Annotated in this window: 17 protein-coding genes and 3 pseudogenes; 7 read left to right on the forward strand and 13 right to left on the reverse strand. The window is 35.7% G+C overall.

The features are described 5' to 3' along the window. Positions 1-63: 63 nt before the first annotated feature. Positions 64-600: an ATP-binding protein gene (locus M1M80_RS13425; RefSeq protein ID WP_060399086.1), complete on the reverse strand. Its 537-nt coding sequence runs from the start codon at positions 598-600 to the stop codon at positions 64-66. Positions 601-867: 267 nt separating this feature from the next. Here M1M80_RS13425 and M1M80_RS13430 point away from each other — a divergent pair. Beyond that, positions 868-996, forward strand: a pseudogene (locus M1M80_RS13430) (ImmA/IrrE family metallo-endopeptidase); the annotation flags it as partial. 56 nt (positions 997-1,052) lie between these two features. Here M1M80_RS13430 and M1M80_RS13435 read toward each other — a convergent pair. From M1M80_RS13435 to M1M80_RS13445, 3 genes are all read right to left on the reverse strand, one after another. Next, positions 1,053-1,859, reverse strand: coding sequence for a LysR family transcriptional regulator (locus M1M80_RS13435; protein WP_248596948.1), 807 nt, complete (start codon positions 1,857-1,859; stop codon positions 1,053-1,055). A 450-nt stretch (positions 1,860-2,309) separates the two neighbouring features. Continuing rightward, positions 2,310-2,459 carry a YrzO family protein gene (locus tag M1M80_RS13440; RefSeq protein ID WP_003237213.1) on the reverse strand — a complete coding sequence of 50 codons (150 nt, stop codon included), beginning with the start codon at positions 2,457-2,459 and terminating at the stop codon, positions 2,310-2,312. Positions 2,460-2,476: 17 nt separating this feature from the next. Continuing rightward, positions 2,477-3,442, reverse strand: a complete 966-nt coding sequence (locus M1M80_RS13445; RefSeq protein WP_003237215.1) for a DMT family transporter — start codon at positions 3,440-3,442, stop codon at positions 2,477-2,479. A 125-nt stretch (positions 3,443-3,567) separates the two neighbouring features. Here M1M80_RS13445 and M1M80_RS13450 point away from each other — a divergent pair, with 125 nt between their 5' ends. Beyond that, a complete protein-coding gene (locus M1M80_RS13450; protein WP_060399087.1) occupies positions 3,568-4,434 on the forward strand; it encodes a LysR family transcriptional regulator in 867 nt (288 codons plus the stop codon). 266 nt (positions 4,435-4,700) lie between these two features. Here the strand turns inward: M1M80_RS13450 and M1M80_RS13455 are convergent, their stop codons facing one another. Continuing rightward, positions 4,701-5,798, reverse strand: a complete 1,098-nt coding sequence (locus M1M80_RS13455; protein WP_060399088.1) for a glycosyl hydrolase — start codon at positions 5,796-5,798, stop codon at positions 4,701-4,703. Positions 5,799-6,305: 507 nt separating this feature from the next. Next, entirely contained in the window at positions 6,306-7,247 is a 942-nt protein-coding gene (locus tag M1M80_RS13460) for a DMT family transporter (RefSeq protein WP_060399089.1), read from the reverse strand. Positions 7,248-7,360: 113 nt separating this feature from the next. Here M1M80_RS13460 and M1M80_RS13465 point away from each other — a divergent pair, with 113 nt between their 5' ends. Continuing rightward, on the forward strand, positions 7,361-8,245 hold the full coding sequence (locus M1M80_RS13465; RefSeq protein WP_060399090.1) for an AraC family transcriptional regulator: 885 nt from the start codon (positions 7,361-7,363) through the stop codon (positions 8,243-8,245). 413 nt (positions 8,246-8,658) lie between these two features. On the opposite strand, the gene M1M80_RS13470 is transcribed toward M1M80_RS13465, so the two are convergent. From M1M80_RS13470 to M1M80_RS13480, 3 genes are all read right to left on the reverse strand, one after another. Beyond that, complete coding sequence (locus tag M1M80_RS13470) at positions 8,659-9,651, reverse strand: DMT family transporter (RefSeq protein ID WP_060399091.1); 993 nt, start codon at positions 9,649-9,651, stop codon at positions 8,659-8,661. After that, a complete protein-coding gene (locus M1M80_RS13475) occupies positions 9,638-10,297 on the reverse strand; it encodes a GntR family transcriptional regulator (protein ID WP_060399092.1) in 660 nt (219 codons plus the stop codon). Before M1M80_RS13475 ends, M1M80_RS13470 begins: the two co-directional genes overlap by 14 nt. 639 nt (positions 10,298-10,936) lie before the next feature. After that, positions 10,937-11,440, reverse strand: a complete 504-nt coding sequence (locus M1M80_RS13480) for a DinB family protein (protein ID WP_060399093.1) — start codon at positions 11,438-11,440, stop codon at positions 10,937-10,939. 286 nt (positions 11,441-11,726) lie between these two features. Here M1M80_RS13480 and M1M80_RS13485 point away from each other — a divergent pair, with 286 nt between their 5' ends. Further along, the gene (locus M1M80_RS13485; protein ID WP_060399094.1) at positions 11,727-12,185 is read left to right on the forward strand and encodes a GNAT family N-acetyltransferase; all 459 of its coding nucleotides are present in this window, start codon (positions 11,727-11,729) and stop codon (positions 12,183-12,185) included. A gap of 193 nt (positions 12,186-12,378) precedes the next feature. On the opposite strand, the gene M1M80_RS13490 is transcribed toward M1M80_RS13485, so the two are convergent. Then, a complete protein-coding gene (locus M1M80_RS13490) occupies positions 12,379-13,659 on the reverse strand; it encodes an MFS transporter (RefSeq protein WP_060399095.1) in 1,281 nt (426 codons plus the stop codon). A 111-nt stretch (positions 13,660-13,770) separates the two neighbouring features. Then, positions 13,771-15,159 carry an aminotransferase-like domain-containing protein gene (locus tag M1M80_RS13495; protein ID WP_060399096.1) on the reverse strand — a complete coding sequence of 463 codons (1,389 nt, stop codon included), beginning with the start codon at positions 15,157-15,159 and terminating at the stop codon, positions 13,771-13,773. Positions 15,160-15,230: 71 nt separating this feature from the next. Between M1M80_RS13495 and M1M80_RS21560 the strand changes: the two are divergent. The 3 genes and pseudogenes from M1M80_RS21560 to M1M80_RS13505 all read left to right on the forward strand — a co-directional run. Continuing rightward, a pseudogene (locus M1M80_RS21560) lies at positions 15,231-15,407 on the forward strand (sigma factor-like helix-turn-helix DNA-binding protein); the annotation flags it as partial. Positions 15,408-15,478: 71 nt separating this feature from the next. Next, positions 15,479-15,592 (forward strand): annotated as a pseudogene (locus M1M80_RS13500) (aldo/keto reductase); the annotation flags it as partial. Positions 15,593-15,711: 119 nt separating this feature from the next. Beyond that, on the forward strand, positions 15,712-15,789 hold the full coding sequence (locus M1M80_RS13505) for a YjcZ family sporulation protein (RefSeq protein WP_080010850.1): 78 nt from the start codon (positions 15,712-15,714) through the stop codon (positions 15,787-15,789). A gap of 159 nt (positions 15,790-15,948) precedes the next feature. Here the strand turns inward: M1M80_RS13505 and M1M80_RS13510 are convergent, their stop codons facing one another. Together M1M80_RS13510 and M1M80_RS13515 are read right to left on the reverse strand one after the other, a co-directional pair. Continuing rightward, entirely contained in the window at positions 15,949-16,320 is a 372-nt protein-coding gene (locus tag M1M80_RS13510; protein WP_060400042.1) for a DUF2568 domain-containing protein, read from the reverse strand. A gap of 47 nt (positions 16,321-16,367) precedes the next feature. After that, a complete protein-coding gene (locus M1M80_RS13515; RefSeq protein ID WP_019258976.1) occupies positions 16,368-16,523 on the reverse strand; it encodes a hypothetical protein in 156 nt (51 codons plus the stop codon). Between the last annotated feature and the right edge of the window lie 512 nt (positions 16,524-17,035).

A 17,035-nucleotide genomic window follows, 5' to 3' on the forward strand; every position in this document is an offset into this window, starting at 1 on the left:
TGCCCCCAACAAGAGCAAGCGAATCTGCTGCGTGTTCTTCTTTTTCAATCACTAGCCGTTAGTTTAATTAGAATTCAAAAAATCCAAGACACGGTCAACTCTTTCATTGACTGAGCAATCGCCTTCAATTTTTAACACTGGACAAGATAAATCTTCCATCCAATGTTCATGCAAAGCTTTACTTCTAACTTCCATTCCAGCATTATCATATAAAGAAGCCCACTCTAAAAATGCTTTTGATTGTTCATATTTACTGCCACCGGCTAACACTTCATTTCCATAACGCTGAAATTCCCTATGCCTTAATCTCTCAAGCCGTATTTCCTGTGGAATCCATAAGAAGACGACAAGGTCAAAATAACTTTTTAGATTATCGTCCCAGCCACACACTGCACCAGAAAGAATCCATTTCTCATTTATTGTTAAGTCTTTTTCAAGCAACTTTCTTCTTTCAGGAATTTCTCTTTTTTTAGTGAATTTATCTAACCAATAGTAATTATCAGTATCAAGATGCGTATGAGGCAAACACTTTGACAATGCAGCACCCAATGTTGAAGTTCCGACACCAGAGGCTCCCAATATGTGAATATTTTTTTTCATACTTCCCCCTCTTTATTAAGCAACCAAACTCCCTGTTTGTTGCATAAGGTACTTACTATTATTTTGACATAAATCCCTAAAGACCTTTACTTTTCTAGAGAAATCCAGATGCGTGTTAAAATCATAATACTTACGAAAACAGTCATTATTAAACGGATTCATATTCCATCTCCTTAGACGCATTTTCCTATGAAAAAAGTCTTACTTTCCCTATAATATTTAACGAATCCAATTTTTAGATTGTCGTCTTTAAGGAGGTTTTTCATCTTGAGGTATACAAACAGTCATTTAGAGGATTGGATTGAAAACTTATACAGGAAGATTGATATTACAGAACCAGAACAAATTAATTTTGAACGGATTGCCGAGGCTTTAGATATCCATTATTTATACAGAATCTATATTTGAAAACCTTTCAACTTGAATAACAAACTCATTTACCATAGATAAATTTAAATTGTTTTTAGATAGAGCATCCAAGTCCGCCACATTAAAGGGTTGCCTTCTTTATCTTTTAAAACGATTGTGTGCAGTGAGTCACAACCTTCTAATACGGTACTCGGAACAATTGCGTATCCAATACCTTTCATAACCAATTTTTTTGCCACTTCCATATTATCGGTATGAACTAAGACATTCGAAGGTTTATTAAAATGTTGATTCCACCAATTATCGATCACCATGTTTAATGCTGGATCCGTATTATAAGTAATTCTGTTTTGCCTTTGAATTTGATGAAACTCTATCTCTTCTTTAGAAATAATACACATGGTCTCCTGACTGATCATTTTCTTTTCGTTGCTCCAATGATGTTCTCCTCTGACAAAACCAATATGTGCATCTTGCTTATAAACTGCTTTAATGACCTCCAAGTTTAATGCAGTTTTGATGGAAAATTGCGCAAATGGATGTATATCAGTAAATTGTTTTACGATATGTGGCAGCTTGTATAAAGCAAAAGCTCTGGATACACATAAACGAATGGTTCCGTGAATATGGTCCCCTATATTCCATAAGTTCTCTTCCATTATTTTTAATTGTCTTAGCATGTCTTTTGCATAGGTAACAAGATATTCTCCTTGCTGCGTGAATTCTACACCTCTTCTGCCTCTATTTAAAATTTTAATATTAAATTCTTTTTCAATTTGCTGAAGGCGGTACGTTAAAGTTGGCTGTGCAATAAATAAACGTTCTGCTGCCTTTGTAATATTTTTTTCTTCATAAACAGTTTGTAAAATGATCCAATCTCTTTTTTCCACGTTCCTTCTCCTCTTTGATTTTTCAATCATATATTTTCAACCTACAATATTTTAAAGATACTACATTACATTTAAAAATAATCCAAAACAGCTTTCTGACTATATTTGAACTTTTTCTCAAACGTCAATAGAATGCGTCCATTTTAATAGGTGCGTTAAGAGAGTAAAATTAATCAATTCTTAAGGGCTTTTAGACTTGCAATAAGCCACTGAATGATAGTGTAGTTATGCATACCCTAGAAAAAAGGTTTTAGCAAAAAAAAAGATACCAAAATAGATCGGTATCTTTTTCAATTAATTCGAGCCCTTCATTAAATGAAAGTATGTCTTCAGTTAAAAAATCCTGTTATTTCAAGCATTTCAGGTCATGCATTACACTCATTTGCATCATTTTATATCTATTTTGGACGCAAAATGAGCACTGTTTTTAGCCTAATAACAAACCTGAACTTATTTGGAATTGATGTCTTTGTTAAGGAATTCTTTTAGAACTTGAATCAATTCCTCCTGTTGCTTTATATTTTTGCGGCCATTTCGATTAATTGCCGCAAGTTCACAGACAATTCCGGCTGAAATGAAAAACAATAAACCTTCAAGCATACCTTATCCTCCAACGTCTAAGAGATAGTCAGATGTGTTTGTTCATTTTTTAAAACCTGCTTATAACTTTCTTTACGCTGATATATGTTATTTAGAATAAGTGCAGTAATTACAAACAGTGTTCCTATTACATCAAAAGTAGTTATTTTATATCCTTGTATCATCATGATTAACAATGTAGTAATGGGGACAAAGTTAATAAATAAAATCCCATTAATGGGTGATAAGATTTTAATACCATAGTTCCAACTAAGGAGGGCTATGATACCTGGTAAAGTAATCATAAATAAAAAATCATACTTAATTTCTGCAATCACTTCTATACTCGGTATAGACACATATCCTTGCGCGGTAAGTATAGCTGTAATGACTCCTGTTATAGCTGTACCGAATAAACATGTCAAAGTTGAATAGCGAAGTGTAGACCATTCTCGAAATATCTGTCCTCCCATTGTGTAGACTACCCACCCTAAAACACCAATCAATATAAAAGTTAATGGGAATAGATTATCTCCCAATGAAAAAAAGAAGTTCATATTTCCTTTCGTAATAACGAACGAAGCTCCAAAAAAGGCAATCAACATACTTATAATTGTATATTTTTTGGGTTTCACATGTTTATATCCCCATAGAATAACAATTGAAAGCATCGGCATGAGTGCCTCCGCAATAGACGCAGTCATAATTCCAGACTTCCCCATCAACCTTTGACCTAAAAAAATAAGAACGTTGTATATCGTAAACGCCATCACCCCAAATAAAATGAGCAATTTTGCTTTACCCTCTAAACGAAATGATTTCTTCCCTTCCCTCGCCAATAATAAAAACACTAAGATAACTGCTACCACACCGTAGCGAATAAATGAAAAATAAAATGGATCAACATATTCTAATGCATGATCTGCAACTGGAAACATTGCGCCCCAAGACATACTTGCTACTAAACATGTGAGGACACCAATGAATAATTGACCTTTTTTCATTGAATTCCCCTCCTTTTCTTTATCATTACAATGAGAATTATAAAAAGAAGAATACATCATGTAAAATGAACAAAAATGATGAAAAACATCATTTATAATGATACTTTAATGAAGGAGGGATCTAAATGGAACTGCGAGACTTACAAATTTTCAAAAGCGTTGCACATCACAAAAGTATAACCGGTGCTGCAAAGGAATTAAGTTATGTACAATCAAATGTAACGGCACGGATTAAGCAATTAGAGAATGAGCTCAAAACACCTCTTTTCAATCGCCATAAAAAAGGGGTGTCATTAAGCCCAGAGGGCCGAAAAATGATTGAACACGTTAACAAAATTTTGAAAGATGTTGAAGAATTGAAACAAGCCTTTCTTGATAGTGATGTACCATCCGGAATATTAAAAATTGGTACAGTAGAAACAGTGAGGATACTACCGACCATCTTAGCCTCTTATTATAAAAAGTATCCTAACGTGGATTTATCATTGCAGGCTGGTTTAACAGAGGAACTTATTAAAAAGGTAACAAATCAGGAATTAGACGGGGCTTTTATATCAGGGCCTATTAAACATTCAATTCTTGAACAATATGATGTCTATACCGAAAAGCTTACACTAGTAACGACTAACAAAACGTTTAATATAGAGGATTTTTTAACAACGCCCATTCTTGTTTCTAATCGAGGATGCGGTTATCGTTCTAGGTTGGAACATTGGCTTCAGGATGAAGGCTTACTTCCAAACAGAATTTTGGAATTTAACATTCTAGAGACAATTTTAAATAGTGTTGCACTCGGTCTTGGAATAACAGTCGTACCGGAATCTGCTGTTAGGCATCTTTCTACCGCAGGTAAGGTTTATTGTCACCCATTACCTGAGAAATATAGCTGTATCTCAACAGTCTTTATACGGCACAAAGATGCTTACCTGACAAATTCGATGCGCAGCCTACTTAAGACTATTGTTGGGCATAAAAATATGAGTATGTCTTGAAGAGATTTTTCCCCTGCTTCTTAAATAAATGAGAAGTCACATCTCTGCTTTCCTTTTAGGACTTATAATACAATGTAAAACTTTTAAGCATGCGGATTTCGCACACTATTATCCAAATTTTATACACACAGAAAAAAGAGGAAACTCATGGTCTGCTCCTTCATTTTTCCATTGATGATGTAAGCTTCTCGATAAAATTTCACACAAGTTTTTCAAAAAAGCACCATGAAGAAACAGTTGTATCTTCATGGTGCTTTTAGTTCTATTTATTCAACTATTGGTGTAAGTGAACTTCCTTCCCACATTTCTCCCTTATTGAGTGTCCAACTATCATTATAAAAACTAGAACCACCTTTATTAACCGAAGGGCTGTGAACTTCATCCCAAGTTAGAAAGTAAACGGTTTTCGGATATTTTTGTTTGACTGTATTAAGAAAAGCAGAATAATCCAAATTACCATCTTGTTTTTGCGTACCGATTTCTGTGAATGCAAATGGCTTATTAAGAGCTGTTAACTCATCATATCCTTGAATTGTAAAATTGTCTGAGAAATACGCATCTAATCCAACAATATCAACATATGAAGATCCAGGATAAAAGTCAGTCTTAAAGTCTCGGTTGGCGTCCGGTGAGTAAACCCATATCAGGTTGTCCAAACCTCTTGTATCAGTCATATAATGATAGATTTTTTGATAAAGTTGTTTGTAAAGTGAGAAGCGCTGGCTGTCTTTTTTGTTATATTCGGTTAGTCCCCACCAAAACCATTCTCCATTCATTTCATGAAGAGGTCTGAATAGAACAGGAACACCTTCATTTTTCAACTGATCGAGACCATCTGCAACTTTGCTCAGAACAGCCTCTAATCGCTTACCCTCTGTAGTTGATGAGTCTAAGATTTTTTCATACTCACTGTTTGAGATATGGGAAGCATTTTTCCCAAAAATACTTGATGCGGGATTAGCTAAATGTAAGCTAATCTGTGGTATTCCACCACTTTTCCAATATGAGATTAAGTCACTGTTACAACTATAGTCGATCGTCTCAGTAATATCAGAAATATATGGCTTCTCCAACCATCCACTGGAATAGTCACAACCATAAATTGCGGGTAACTGGCCTGTAGCAGTCTTTATTCGGTTGGCTTCTTTCATGGAAAACGAAGCATTTGTGAATCCGCCGAATGCACCTGACAGTATGCGATTTTCAGATCGGTTTGGCAAATGAGCCAGCCAATTCATCAACTCCTTCGTTGTCGCCTGAGCATTAGGATTCACAGGGTTAACTGTATGTGCAGATGCCGTCTGTGAAAAAGCTGAAATGATTAATAAAGAAAGTAATATAAAAACACTAGTTTTTTTAAACATTCATATTCTCCGTCTTCTTTATTTTTATTATTCTAATCATTAGTTCTCTTAAGAATTTATAAAGCACAGAATCCATTAAGTCATTTACCTTTTTAATCTATCTCTCCTCTTCTAATTATTAGTTGTTTGGAGTATCATTCCCCTTTCAGTTTTAAATAAGAGAGACCTTTCCTTCGAGATATTTACATTTACCCATCGTGATTCTCCATTTTTTGGGCATTAATTATATTAAACCGAAAACTACCTTCTTTCATCAGACAGTATTCCTATTTTTGTCATATGCCTAACAGTCTATAAAATAAACTGTTCCTTTTACATTGGAGACTTTTCCCCTATTTATCTGGTTAAATTATTTACGATATAAAGAGGTGGATGATTTTTACTCTCTTTTTTATCATCACTTCGAAATTATTTTAAAAAAACAATACTCCCCAATAGCAGCTAACAACTTTTACGACTTGACACCAACATCACGACGACCTTTTTATAGACAGAAACTTATTTGCATTATTCCCCAATCTTCAATATAGATTTTTCACTCTGCATAGAAGGCTCTTTATTTAAAGCCAATATTAAAGTTATACCTATAATACAGAAAGCACCAACCCATTGAAAAAAACCAAATGGTTCTTTTAGCCAAACGACAGTTGTTACTACTGCTGATAGAGGCTCTAAGCTTCCTAACAGGCTTGTTTCTTTGGGTGAAAGGCTTTGCAAACTTTTTATAAAGAACCAGAACGCAATCATTGTTCCAAATATTGTAACAAATAAAATATATACATATGCCTCAGCAGTTAAGCTTTTAAAATCCATTTGCCATGGCGGATGAATAAAACTTAATGCAAAACCGCCAATAATCATAGCCCAACCTACAACAACAAGGGAATCAAATTTATTTAATAAATCAACGGCATATAAAGTATAAAAAGCTGCCGCGAATCCTGATAAAACTCCCCATACTACTGCAATTTCCGGTACTGAAAGCTGAGAAATGGAACCATTTGTCAGCAGAAAAAAGCACCCCGCCAGCGCAAGCAATACTGTTATGTTATCTTGTTTGGTCAGAACAGTTCTTTTTCGCAAAACCGAGTAGATAATGACGATTACTGGGGATAAATATTGTAATAACGTAGCAACAGCAGCATTCCCATGTTGAATGGATGCCATATATGTGTACTGCACAGCAAGCATTCCAAACAACCCAAAAATGAGAAGCTGACCAGCTGACGCTTTGTTTTTCCAAACCTCAATAACCTGAGACCGATTCTTTCTTAACAATTGGAGCATTAAGAGTAAAATGCCTGCCGTAAGCAAGCGTATCGTTACAAGCCAATCTACATCAACTTGATCATCTTGAAAAAGTTTTTTTGCTACTGTCCCCCCAATTCCCCAACATGTCGCCCCTGTTATAACATAAAACAATCCCATTCTTCTTTTAGAAGTATTCATACATGACTCCTCACTAATAAATATAATAATAGTGTTATAATAAGTGCAGATTCTCATAAAAAATACTCAAATCGAATGAAAAAATATAAATATATTGAGGTGAGAATGTCCAAATGAAAAGTTTTATGATTGATCAAAACTTAAAAGAATTAACAGAGCACCGAACGGTAGAATTACCAGTTGCATGTTACGAGACAAGAATCAATCAAAATATAAATGGCTATATTCCGCTTCATTGGCATGATGAAATTCAATTTGTGTTGATACGAAAAGGGGAAGCTGTCTTTCAAATAAATGAAGAAAAAATAGTGGTTCCAGAAGGGGATGGATTATTTATCAATAGTGGCTGCCTGCACATGGCAGAAGAAAAGGATGGCTCAGATTGTACGTATATTTGCTTAAATGTTTCACCCCATTTCGTGTTATCTCAAGAACTGTTTTCAAGCTATGTTCAGCCCTATATTTTTTCAACCAATTTATCCTATTTATTTTTGGATGGAAATCAGCATTGGGCAAAAAACATTCTAAAAGCTGTAAAAACAATAAATCAATTGGTTCAACAAAAGAAATCGCTTTATGAAATTGACATTACCATGCAATTAACTTTGATGTGGAAAAATTTGATTTTTAATGGTTTTCAATTAGAGTATGATCAATCTGAAATGATAAAAAGTCATCGAATGAAACAAATGTTAAACTGGATACATCTCCATTATGCTGAAAAAATTACATTAGAGGACATTGCAAAAGCTGGCCAATTGAGCCGATCTGAGTGCTGCCGTTATTTTAAACGAATGCTGAATAAGACGCCGTTACGTTATGTACTGGATTACAGAATCCAAAAAAGCTTATTGTTACTGCAACACCCGGAAACCAATGTTACAGAAGTGTCTTATCAAGTTGGATTTAACAGTACCAGTTATTTCATAAGTAAATTTCAACAAGCTATGAATATGACACCATTCTCATACAAAAAAATTCATATGGGAATTAATTGATACGGTTATTTTACGATTTGAAATAAAGTCCTTGTTTAAGGTGCTCCCTTCTAATTTTTTAATAAGCTGTTCAACTAGCCATTGGTGTCAAGTTCGTATAGCTACACATACCTGAAAGTCCAAGAGGATCTCGGCATAGAATGATTTGTTCCCCTTTGCTATAATGTAATTTCGTTTTTGAATTGGATGTCAATGGGGAAGCACCAACAAAACGCGAATTTCGTACGCTAAAGCAAAATTTCATTTCATAAAGAAAAAACCGATGTTCCTATGGGACATCGGTTTTTGTTCGTATCCTTTTACTTAGTTATTAAATTTTGACATAAAACTTAGAGTGCTACATTTTTCAAAAAGTAATAAAATTACCTATACTAACTAGAAAAGGGTTCATACTATACATTTTAAAATATCAATTAAGCACTAATATTTGGGTTATGCGCCGTTTCACCTTTATGGGAAACATAACTATGTGCTATCATTCCTAGCATTATTACAAACATACCACACCAAGATAAAATAGAAGGAAATGAAGAATGTAATAAAATTAGTTCTCCGATAACAGCAAAAAGTACCTCCATGGATTGTGTTGCTTCAACAGTTGCAAGTTTCTGCATATCTCCTTTAACCATATCAGTCGCTTTAAAAAATAAGATAGTTGCAATTACACCCGAACAAATAGCAACTAAAATAGATTGCATAGTTTGCTCTTTACTAGGCAATCCTTCTGTAAAAAGACCATACAGGGATAGTAAAAACCAAAATGGTAAGCTAGCTAATGTCATTCCAAGGACACGTTGATAAGCATCTAGACGATTTCCACAAACCTCCATCATCTTACGATTCCCGAGCGGGTAAGCGAAAGATGCTAAAATAACAGGGATAATACCTAACAAAATATCTTTTACAGCAAGCGATTTTGCTTGTTCCATTTGCATAAAGAAAATACCAAGAAGAATAATTAATGACATACCCATACCCTTCATTGGGATTTTTCCTCTTTTCTTAAGAATTCCATCTGGTGTTTCAATGGTTTGAATAAAAAGAGGAGCTAACAAAGATCCTGATATAATAGTAATTTGCCATGTCCCAGCAATTATCCATCCTGGTGCATGTACAGCGGCAAAGCATAATGGAGCGTAAAATAGACCAAAACCTACGAAACTCCATAAAAACCATGCTCTTAAATTCTCTCTCATAACTTGTAATAATACTTTTAATTTTTTCCTACTCATAACAAGAAGTAAAAGAAATGGAAGCATGAAAACAAATCGTAATGAGGCACTCCATATCCAGCTACCACCTGATAATTCCATTGCTCGATTCAATATAAATGTGAAAGCAAAAAAGAAAGCAGCACATATACCTAAAAAAATAGGGCGCAAATTTCTCACCTCAATCTGTCTCATAAGTCAGTAATTCACCCAGACTTAACCAGTTTTGTTCTACAAGATGTGCTGTTGTTTCTTTATCTTTATTTTTGCATGCTTCTATAATGTGCTGATGTTGTTCTACTGATTTCAAACCATTTATAGAAGTGAACTGAGAAATTTCAAGGCGTTGAATCTTAGATATACTTCGTTCTAGCGCGCGAATGATTTCAGGATTTCCCGCCACATCTAGAAAAACATTGTGGAATAACTCATCGGCTTCAATTGCTTTTATAATATCTTTTTTCTCAATAGATAGTAGTAAGGCTTTATTACTGAACTCTAATTCTTGAATATCTGCCTCTTTGAGTAATGGTACTGCTAAACGAGCTGCTAATGAATGTAAAGCTGCTACCACAGTAAATGCGTGTTTTGCCTCCTCAGGATTTAATGGTGCAACGCGAGTCACTGAACCAGGAATAGATTCAACCAGTCCTTCATCTTCAAGACGTTTTAGAGCCTCTCTAACCGGAGTACGGCTAATTCCGAATTCTTCTGCTAACTCTTTGTCATTTAAGCGTTGCTCCGGTTGCAGCTCTAATGTAACAATTGCTTTTTTCAAAGTTAGATATACTTCATCTCTTAATGACGTACGTTTAATGGGTTTAATAATATCTTTTTTCATAAAACCAATATATCGGATATTGGTTTAATGGTCAACTGTAATTTTTCAATAAGATACATTCAATTAGCAAGTTCTAAAAACGACTGTTTATGGTACTTGGTTATTTTAAACAAAAGCACTAAAAACTCATCCATTTTAAGTACCAAAACCCCGCTGCAATGATGGCGATGGGAACTAACATTGGTCTAACTAAAATGGCTGATGCTACTCCTGGTATCTCCTACGAAAATAAGAGATATACCATATATCCAAATTTGTTGTTTTTCTAATTATTCTCTAATTATCTTCATATTGATAACCTTGCCTCGTTAATTCTTAAGGAAACTTTGTTCTCTTTCTATCCCTGAAACCCCTAGTTAACTACTTCTTACTTGAAATTGGTGCCATGTCATGGATACCATATAAGGGTATATAACTCTAAAGAAAAAACAAAGAAGATACAAAGTATCGTTTTGTATCTTCTTTGTTAGTTCGAGTCTCTTTAAAGTTGAGGTATATTTCCAGTTACAAAAGCCTGTTATTTCAAGAATTTGAAGTGTTTCGAATAAAAATTAATCAAAATGATGTTAATAACAATAATAAACGAACAAAAGGAAAGAACATGTTGTAATGGCTTAACTTCTTTATAAAAAAGTTTGATTACATTTTCGGGGCTTCCAAACCGAATTTTGTCCATTCCTCTTTTGCTGGACCATAAATACCTGGAACAGTTAAACCTGCTTGTCTCATAAGAACAGTCATTTGTCCTCGATGGTGATTTTGATGTTGAATTAAAAACATCAAGAGTGAACCATTTGGCAATTGTTGACCAATAAAGTTGATACGTTCTTGAAGTGTATGGTCAGTCCACTGGTCTTTTAACGCCTGTACAAATGCATTACTTGCTTGATGATAGCTGTCAGCTATAAACTGAGCTGAAGAAGGAACAGGATAATCTTCAGCTGGAGCGTGAAACGTTAAGTTTGTGTTTGAGGTAATGATGCGAATAGCAGCAACAGTATGCCAAGCTATACGGCCTAAAGTCCAATTTTGTGAAGTTATTTCTTGTTTAAGCGATTCATCAGTTAGACTATTTAGTAGTTTTTGTGTAGCATCGGCTTCGAACTCCCAAGATTTAAAAAAATGGTCTAAGGTTTGAAACACAAAAATCCTCCTCATAAATTTTTTGTTTTTCTATGAACCTATAATTCAATTATAGTGCCCCGTTTAGTTAAAAAGAACATACTTTAGACAAAAATTATCTAAGGAAAAAAGGCATCACGACATTCTTATAAAGTCATGAATTTATTTTAAACATCGCATCTTTTTTACAAACATGGTGACTATCCAGTGGATTAATCGCTTAAAGTCTCCATACTCACTCCAACATGCATATAAACCCGTGAATGTATATTATCCTTTGCAGAATAAGAAATAAGGAGAGTGTAGTATGAGTATCGAAATAAAAGCAGTAACTGATGATAATCGTGCCGCTATTCTTGCTTTACATGTCAGCGAGAATCAAGCATCATATATTGAATCAACAAAAGTATGTTTAGAGGATGCAAAAGAATGTCACTATTATAAACCTGTCGGACTTTACTATGAAGGAGATCTAGTCGGTTTTGCAATGTATGGATTGTTTCCTGAGTATGATGAAGACAATGAGAATGGGAGAGTCTGGCTTGATCGATTCTTTATTGACGAACACTATCAGGGAAAGGGATTAGGAAAGAAAATGCTTAAAGCTCTTATTCAGCACCTTGCTGATCTATATAAATGTAGGAGAATTTATTTAAGTATATTTGAAAATAATATTCATGCTCTATGCCTTTATCAGAGGTTTGGTTTTCACTTTAATGGTGAACTCGATTTTAACGGCGAGAAGGTAATGGTAAAAGAACTATAAGTTCTTAGATGGTTTCCAATAAAGCCATTTCAAAATTAGGCAAATTAATAAAAAAAGATTTAGTATTCTGGCTTTCTCTATTTCTTATACAGGAGATTACATATTTAAGAAAACTAATATGTAATCCCCATTCCTAAACAACTATCGCAGTCAACCAGTTCCACAATTTTACTGTTCACAAAATAATTTGGGCTTATTTTTTACCTCCACGAGACCATACCACCACTGGAATGAGCAATAAGGCTAAAATCCCTCCAGTAAATGATAATGTTAGGAAACTTGAACCTGCCACAATCATTCCAGACAATGCACCGCCAGCAGCTCCTGACAACGCAATCAGAACATCTACTGTACCTTGAGTTTTAGCCCGTGTGGCCGTTTCAGTTGAATCAACAATAAGTGCAGTCCCACTTATCAAACCAAAATTCCATCCTAATCCAAGTAAAGAAAGAGCAATGACGAGAAGAACCATAGAATCTCCTGGTGCAAATGCTGCCATTAAGCCTGCCAGAAGCAACGTCGTTCCAGAAGCAATCGCCATTACAGTACGTCCCAGCTTATCAACAAGAACACCTGTAACCAGTGAAGGGAGATACATGGCACCTATATGAAAACCAATAACAAGACCGACTGCACCCAAGCCATGTCCATGATGACTCATATGGACTGGTGTCATTGTCATAATAGCCACCATTACAATTTGGGTAAGAACCATAATCGCAGCACCAACAATTATGCCTCTTTTGTTTTCTGTGTGCTCGGTTGTTTCCAAATGTCCTTTATCACTAGGTTCTTGGTTGGTCGCTTCGATTGTTCTTGCTATCACTAATGGATCTGGACGAAGCATGATGAAAAGGACAACACCAGCCAAGATATATGCTGCTGCTGCTAAAATGAAAGGGCCAGCAAGTGATGGAACACCAATAGAAAGAGCAAAATTCCCCATGACATTCACTAAACTTGGACCCGCAACTGCGCCAAATGTTGTAAAAACCATCGTAATACTAACAGCAGTCGCCCGCTGTTTATTATTTGCTAAGTCCGTACCTGCATAACGAGCTTGTAAATTTGTCGCTGTTCCAGCACCGTAAATAAGCAATGAAGTAAATAACAAGAAAATACTATTTATGATGGCTGCAATGATGACCCCTATTGCTCCAAGTCCGCCAATCACAAAGCCAGCTGAAAGGCCTGTACGGCGGCCATAGCGTTGAGATAGTCTCCCAACAAATAATGCAGATCCTGCTGATCCTAAAGTAAATAAAGCAGAAGGCAGACCAGCAAACGCATCTGTACCAAGCATTTGCTGTGCAATAAGCGCACCGACAGTAACTCCTGCCGCCAGCCCTGCACCGCCAAAAATTTGTGAAATACTTACAACGAATAATGTACGCTTGTATAATGCTTTTTGTTTTTCTGGAGAACTGATGTAACTTTGTAATGAAGCTGTTTGAATGTCTGTTGTTTTTAACATACTCTGACCTGCCTTTCGTAAAGCCTAATTATATAAACCTCCCTCTAGATGTGGATCATCATAACACGCGCAAAAAAGCCATACAATATAATAATTGTATGGCGAACAATATTAGGTAATACCGTTTATCAAACGTTTAAGGATCATTAATCCTTGCTCAAGCTCTTCGAGAGTTTTTGGTGCACATACAGAAACCCTTACAGCCCTTTCCGGACAACTATTTCCAACTACAAAGCGTTCAGCCGCATACACTTGCACTCCATGCTGTGCAGCTAATTCTTCAAATTCAGCACCAGTCATTTTACCCGGCAACAACAACCAACGAAAAATGCCTGTTTCCACACCTAAACATGTATAGTCCGCAAAATATCGGTTGACGATTTGGTTTCTGCGAATGGTTTGTTCCCGATGCCCCTCATTTAAGACTTCAAATTGATTTGATACAATCGTGCGTGCAGTAAGTTCAGCTAATAGCGGGGAAACGGTTATATTTAAATTATAGAGCGCCTTTGACATTTGCTCCTTAAATTGACTCGGCACTGCTACATAGGCCAGTCGCAGCCCTGGTGCTAACGATTTTGATAAACTTGCAATATGGATAACCTGTTCCGGCGCGAATGATGCAAGTGCTGGAAGTGGATTTTTGTTGAGAAGATGGTACGATGCATCTTCAATAACAAACAGATTATATTTCTTTGCAATTTCTGCAATCATTCTTCGTTTCTCAACAGACATAAAGGAAGCTGTCGGATTATGATAATCTGGGATCAAATAAATGCCTTTAATATTTTCATTTTTACAAGCATATTCAAGTGACTCCGGACTCATTTCATAGTTCTCTGATTTTATCGGTACGATTTGCACACTAAGCATTGATGCAACAGTTTTTAATCCAGGGTATGTATGATGGTCAACACCAATGCGATCTCCAGGCTTACAAAGACTCGCCAATGCAGCAGCAATCGCATTTTGCCCTCCATTTGCAAATAAAATGTGATCAACGGCTGTTTCAAACCCGCCTCTTCGGATGAGCTTTACAGCTGCATCCTTTTGCCAAAGGCTTTCGCCTGTCCGACCATAACCAAACCATTTTCCGTAATCTTCATCTTGCAGCATGTTTTTTAGTTGGAGTAACAGGGGCTCGTAAGAAGCATTATCAGGCAGTGTTGCTCCCATTTCAATTAAATGTTTCGGCTTTGTATCTTCAAGTAAATACGCATTTGATAACGCATCGTATGATACAAATGTGCCGCTTCCCACAGATGCACTTAGCAAGCCCTTTAACTCGCAAACTTTAAACGCTTTTGAAATGGTACTTACGTTTAAATCCAAATAATCAGCCAGTTCTCTCTGTGGAGGAAGTTTTGTTCCAGGTAATAAAACTCCGTTTACGATATCCTGTTCCAATTGCCCTGCAAGTGCTTTATAGATAGGCTTTTCCGTTTTATCAATCGATGGCTTCCAGCTCATCGGATAGTTTTCAAAAGAATTAATCGGCATGATACGCATCCTTTTTCACTCAATTATAAGAAGGTGCTGTTTATAATACAATGATAATACTCTATCATAGGATTGTCGGGCGGTTTGGACTTGATTTAAAGAAGGAAAAAACGTAGCGGGAGATTGCCAAAGAACTCAGTATTTCGTGCAACTATGTATCGCGGATTGAAAAGCGGGCGCTGATGAAGATGTTTCATAAGTTTTATCGGGCAGAGAAGGAGAAAAGGAAGAAAGCCAGTCGGCTTTAATTTCATTCATATCTACTCATTTTTTTCATCTGCGTTTATGATGAACATGCTTCCTTCATCTCCATTACTAAATCGGGGTGACCTCATATAGCCCACTTGCATCAGGAAGATTAACAAGAGATTGGTCGGAAACAACACATCATTTTGAAAAGGAACAAATTCAAAAAGATACGTATGATGCAACGATCAGTTAGGAGTACAGATTAGACTAAAAACTTATTTTATACACAATTAAACTATCATCACTATCGAATAAGCTCGATCAGCATATCATGTACTATCCTCTTTTAAGGAAGGTGATGTTATGCGGTCATTTCCATTAATTGTGGTGCTATTCATCCTATTAATTATCGTTGGGACATCTTTCTTCGGTAGCTGTTAAGAACTCACCTTACCCCATATCCATCAGACGCCATAAGAAATCTTTATGGCGTCTGTTTTGTTATGTGTCTAACTCACCCTGCAAAGTTTCTGAACCAGGGAAATTACTGTATATTGAGCTATATGTTTTTAAAAATCGTCCACTGTGTTTGCTATTTTACTATTGATTTAGAAGCCATTTTATACGATCAGCTGAAATTATGTAGTGTAGCAATATTAGACAAAAAAACATAATACCAACCGTTTTTACATAACTAAAATAAAGCGCTGCAACAGCCATTGCAAAGATCAATAATTCCATAACTAATCTTGTTACCCCGTTTACAGCTATCACAGTTTGTCCACTTCGACTAGGATCATTAGGCACTGCAAACACGGACCAGATCATCATAACTGCAATCGGTAAAACTAAAGTTAGAACATATTTAAAATAACCATTAAAGTGGGTCCATGCAAACACACCTATGGAAATGAGTGCAGCGGTTTCAAGGGCGAATCTTAAAAGTAAATTAGTTTGATTCAGTTTTCCCAACTCCTCTGTATTAAAAAGCACCCCGCAGGAGATGCTCTTTCTCTACTTTATTTCAGCGTATAAAAGCTTTTCTGTTCTTCCTCTTTAGACTCTATTGGAGTTTTCGGAGAGATCATCTCCACTTTTAAAGATATGACACCGACTGCTGCTGTTACCAATGCTCCGATTAATGCAACAAATATAAGTATAATGAAATATGACAACTTTTCCCCTCCTATCCAGATAATTATCCAAATAATCGGGAAGTTGTCTACAATTCACGGAATTTGTCGAACGATACTATGAAATAAAACCATAATCTGTTGGTCCTCATATTAATAACATCTAATAGTAAAAGAACCAATGGCTAAAAACCCTTGGTTCTTTAGCTAACCAGAATATTCCAACGATGTCGTTCGTTCACCTAGAATATTAAAGCATTTCCTTGACCTTACTTCCTTCTTCATCGTTTTCTATTACTTGATACTCTTTCTCCCAAAAGTGTACATTCTTTATCCCGAGTTTTTCCGGATCAAATACTGGATCTCTCCCCTCTTTTTTCGGACTCCATAGAGAAGTTGTAAAAACTAGTTTCCAATTTCCCTATTGTTTTTCGGAATATATGCCTCCTTCAAAGCTAAGAGCTGTTCCTGCTAGAAACGCTAATAGATAAGAGAAATAACGCATTACATGATCCTTCTTTTCATTTTGTGAGGGAATGTTCTTTATGGACTTT

This window comes from Bacillus inaquosorum (assembly GCF_023238325.1).
In the GTDB taxonomy this organism is placed as follows: Bacteria; Bacillota; Bacilli; order Bacillales; family Bacillaceae; genus Bacillus; species Bacillus inaquosorum.

Bases quoted from the DNA above. Each gene is read 5' to 3' on its own strand.
- M1M80_RS13425 (WP_060399086.1), bottom strand. From the start codon at position 600: ATGAAAAAAAATATTCACATATTGGGAGCCTCTGGTGTCGGAACTTCA.
- M1M80_RS13450 (WP_060399087.1), top strand. From the start codon at position 3,568: ATGGAACTGCGAGACTTACAAATTTTCAAAAGCGTTGCACATCACAAA.
- M1M80_RS13460 (WP_060399089.1), bottom strand. From the start codon at position 7,247: ATGAATACTTCTAAAAGAAGAATGGGATTGTTTTATGTTATAACAGGG.
- M1M80_RS13475 (WP_060399092.1), bottom strand. From the start codon at position 10,297: ATGAAAAAAGATATTATTAAACCCATTAAACGTACGTCATTAAGAGAT.
- M1M80_RS13440 (WP_003237213.1), bottom strand. From the start codon at position 2,459: ATGCTTGAAGGTTTATTGTTTTTCATTTCAGCCGGAATTGTCTGTGAA.
- M1M80_RS13455 (WP_060399088.1), bottom strand. From the start codon at position 5,798: ATGTTTAAAAAAACTAGTGTTTTTATATTACTTTCTTTATTAATCATT.
- M1M80_RS13445 (WP_003237215.1), bottom strand. From the start codon at position 3,442: ATGAAAAAAGGTCAATTATTCATTGGTGTCCTCACATGTTTAGTAGCA.
- M1M80_RS13470 (WP_060399091.1), bottom strand. From the start codon at position 9,651: ATGAGACAGATTGAGGTGAGAAATTTGCGCCCTATTTTTTTAGGTATA.
- M1M80_RS13495 (WP_060399096.1), bottom strand. From the start codon at position 15,159: ATGCCGATTAATTCTTTTGAAAACTATCCGATGAGCTGGAAGCCATCG.
- M1M80_RS13490 (WP_060399095.1), bottom strand. From the start codon at position 13,659: ATGTTAAAAACAACAGACATTCAAACAGCTTCATTACAAAGTTACATC.
- M1M80_RS13465 (WP_060399090.1), top strand. From the start codon at position 7,361: ATGAAAAGTTTTATGATTGATCAAAACTTAAAAGAATTAACAGAGCAC.
- M1M80_RS13505 (WP_080010850.1), top strand. From the start codon at position 15,712: ATGCGGTCATTTCCATTAATTGTGGTGCTATTCATCCTATTAATTATC.
- M1M80_RS13485 (WP_060399094.1), top strand. From the start codon at position 11,727: ATGAGTATCGAAATAAAAGCAGTAACTGATGATAATCGTGCCGCTATT.